General features: G+C 40.5%; 6 protein-coding genes. All 6 read left to right on the top strand.

Translation table 11 applies throughout. The features are described 5' to 3' along the window. A partial coding sequence (locus PHO71_RS25920; protein WP_300209072.1) for a hypothetical protein occupies positions 1 to 180 on the top strand: 180 nt, incomplete at its 5' end. A gap of 94 nt (positions 181 to 274) precedes the next feature. Beyond that, the gene (locus PHO71_RS25915) at positions 275 to 916 is read left to right on the top strand and encodes a DUF3560 domain-containing protein (RefSeq protein WP_300209071.1); all 642 of its coding nucleotides are present in this window, start codon (positions 275 to 277) and stop codon (positions 914 to 916) included. Between the two features lie 469 nt (positions 917 to 1385). Further along, entirely contained in the window at positions 1386 to 1544 is a 159-nt protein-coding gene (locus PHO71_RS25910) for a hypothetical protein (protein ID WP_300209070.1), read from the top strand. Positions 1545 to 1821: 277 nt separating this feature from the next. Next, positions 1822 to 1983 carry a hypothetical protein gene (locus tag PHO71_RS25905; RefSeq protein ID WP_300209069.1) on the top strand — a complete coding sequence of 54 codons (162 nt, stop codon included), beginning with the start codon at positions 1822 to 1824 and terminating at the stop codon, positions 1981 to 1983. Next, the gene (locus tag PHO71_RS25900; protein WP_300209068.1) at positions 1976 to 2770 is read left to right on the top strand and encodes a site-specific DNA-methyltransferase; all 795 of its coding nucleotides are present in this window, start codon (positions 1976 to 1978) and stop codon (positions 2768 to 2770) included. Before PHO71_RS25905 ends, PHO71_RS25900 begins: the two co-directional genes overlap by 8 nt. Positions 2771 to 2827: 57 nt before the next feature. Next, on the top strand, positions 2828 to 3017 hold a 190-nt coding region (locus PHO71_RS25895; RefSeq protein WP_300209067.1), incomplete at its 3' end, for a hypothetical protein.

Raw genomic sequence — 3017 nt, 5'->3', positions numbered from 1 at the left:
AAGGTCGTCTGGAAGTGGAGGATATACCAGATGGCTGGTAAGCGCAGACCTAATGGAGAATACCAATTCTCAAGATTCAGCCGTCAATCACAGGAAGGCTATGTTGATACCTTTGAGGAAGGTCAGAGAATCATCACCGACCTGTACTCAAAGTGGATGGATGAACGTCCTACTGAGTAATTTCACCACTTTACCCACATCGTTGATTGTAGGGCTTTCTAGGTGGCTTAGAATCGAAGATAGTAGGGGGTTGTACCCCTTAAAGGAGAACGATATGAACAAGTATACAAAAATTGCACCAAACGTTTTTATTGCTCAGTGTGATGAAGAACACAAGAAGGGAGATATAATCACAATAACAACGAAATACGGAAAAGAGAACGAACATGTAATCCATAATCTATACCAAAAGAAAGGTGAATTTTATTATTACTCGATTACTAGGGTTGATGGGTTCGACTCACGCGAACGTGCTAGAAATAAAGCTGAAAAGTTAGAATCTTATGCAGATTCAGCTATTTCTAGAAGTAATGAATATCTAAAGAAAGCTGATGAAGGTAGGGATTTTCTATCACTTGGAGAGCCAATTAAGGTTGGCCATCATAGCGAGAAATCACATAGAGCCTTACTTAATAGGAATTGGAATAGGTTAGGAAAATCGGTTGAGGAGTCTAGAAAGGCTGAAAGTTATAGAGATAGGATTTCATACTGGGATGAGCTTTCTGATAAGATAAATCTTTCAATGCCGGAAAGCATTGATTTTTATAGGCAACAACTTGATGAAGCTATAGAGTATCATACTGGATTAAAAAACGGTTCAATCGAAAGAGAACACTCGTATTCTCTAGTATATGCAAACAAAAGATGTAACGAGTTAAAGAAAAAGCTAGAAATGGCTATAGCGTTATGGGGGTAGGCTTGACAATTTAGCTTAACGGTTGTACAATTATCACAAGTGGAGTTAATCGCCCATGATAGGTTGTACAACCGAAGCCCTTAGATGGACCATAGTGTGTTAGTACAACCGCACACAATCTCTGCTGATAACAGAGGGTCCGTCCAAGGGTTTTGCTTTTGGTGGACTATACCAGCCTTTGGAATGATAGATGTATTGGGGGTTGGTGAACAGGGTGCTACAAGGTGATATGCGACAGCACCATGCCAAGGACTAGACCGAAAGGTTCCCCGACAGGCAAAGCATACGGACTTAACTCCGAAAAAGTTGGGACGCTCAAAGCTGAGTAAGCAGTAATGGGTATGCGATTCTAAGGGGCACGGCTCCAAGGGAAATAGCATAATAGCCAAACAGATGTAAAAATCTGGATGGGACTACTATGCCTTCACGAAACACTCACCAAGGGAAATGCTTAATAGGAGTTAGAACAATGAGTAGAATAGACAAGCACATCAACAGAGTTATCAGAGACAGGGTAAAATTCACACAAAAGAGCGAAAGGTTTGTGATTGCAACTCTCATTAGAAGTGGTGAATACAAAAGAATGTTGAACGGCGAAAAATTGCCGATGATGTGTACAGACATGTAAGGGGGAGTAATGACAAAAGAAGAACTAGAACACCGCAGGGCAACTTGCATGACAATGAACAAGCTGGGATATTGCAACGTGCCGGACGAGGATTGCCCAAGGTGCAAGGCATACGACTACGAGCCTCTTGACCTCATTGTCGGTCTTACATGGGAAGAGATACAAGCAAAACAGCACAGAACCTAAGCGATCAAAGATATTTCAATTATTTGCAAACTATCACTTGACACTTTCTACTATAGGGTGTAATGTAAAGTATCAGTAAAGGAGAAACGCTATGAATTACAAAAAGGCTATTGAATTTGGGAAGAACGCCAGAAAGAACGGATGGGTTTTCCCTGTACAGGACGCTGACTTGATGAACATGATAAAGGAAGCTGGGTCTGCTGAGGTTTCTGTACTCTTGACTTATTGGCATATGGGGTTGAGAAATGGCTGATATAAAACTGATTCACGGTGATTGCATAGAAAAGATGAAGGATATTCCAGACAACTCAATAGATATGGTGATGACTTCACCGCCTTACGATAATCTTAGGGATTATGGAAAAGACTTCACAGGATGGGGAGAACATGTTTGGAAGCCTGTTCTTGAAGGTATATTCAGAGTCTTAAAAGATGGTGGCGTTTGTGTTTGGGTTGTAGGAGATGCAACGATTAATGGAAGCGAAACAGGTACATCTTTTAGACAGGCGTTGTATTGGATGGAGATTGGCGGGAATTTGCACGATACGATGATATACTCAAAAGGCGGGCAAGGTGCTACAGGAAGCATTTATGGGTATTGGCAAGATTTTGAATATATGTTCGTTTTTACAAAATGTAAATTAAAAACATTCAATCCTATTGAGGATAGGAAAAACGCAACAAAACCTAGAGTACGAGAAGAATCCCAAGGACACAGGCATGCTAATGGCGATACAAAATGTAAACGTATTATTACTAGAAAAGAATTTGGGCGGAGATTCAATATTTGGCAATATCATGAAGCAGGTACGAGGACTAAACATCCTGCGGTATTCCCTGAGAAATTAGCACATGACCATATTATTTCTTGGTCCAACGAAAACGATACAATCCTTGACCCTTTTATGGGTAGCGGTACAACTGGTGTTGCATGTATTGATTTGAATAGAGATTTTATCGGTATAGAATTGGATGAAGGATATTTCAAGATAGCTGAGGATAGGATACAGGAATATCAATCACAAGGAAGATTATTCTAATAAGAAGCAACATAGAAGCAACCTTGACACTTCCGTGTAATGTGTTATAATAAGCGTATGGCAAACGAAGTAGGCAGACCAAGGACATTCACAGACGAACAGGTGGCCGAGATTAGGGAGAAGTTGGTGCAATACATTGCTACGACTGAAATTCCAATCGTTGCCGAGTTCGCATATCTGAATGACATCAATCGCCAAATACTGTATGATTATCCAGAGTTTTCGACACTCACGAAAAAACTGATAG

This window comes from Bacteroides sp. (assembly GCF_028690125.1).
In the GTDB taxonomy this organism is placed as follows: Bacteria; Bacteroidota; Bacteroidia; order Bacteroidales; family Bacteroidaceae; genus Bacteroides.
Note: the sequence above shows the minus strand (reverse complement) of the source record. Positions and strands in the feature narration are given on the sequence as shown.

Excerpts from the sequence above, each read along its gene's own strand:
- PHO71_RS25910 (WP_300209070.1), top strand. The coding sequence starts at position 1,386 with ATGAGTAGAATAGACAAGCACATCAACAGAGTTATCAGAGACAGGGTA.
- PHO71_RS25900 (WP_300209068.1), top strand. The coding sequence starts at position 1,976 with ATGGCTGATATAAAACTGATTCACGGTGATTGCATAGAAAAGATGAAG.
- PHO71_RS25905 (WP_300209069.1), top strand. The coding sequence starts at position 1,822 with ATGAATTACAAAAAGGCTATTGAATTTGGGAAGAACGCCAGAAAGAAC.
- PHO71_RS25915 (WP_300209071.1), top strand. The coding sequence starts at position 275 with ATGAACAAGTATACAAAAATTGCACCAAACGTTTTTATTGCTCAGTGT.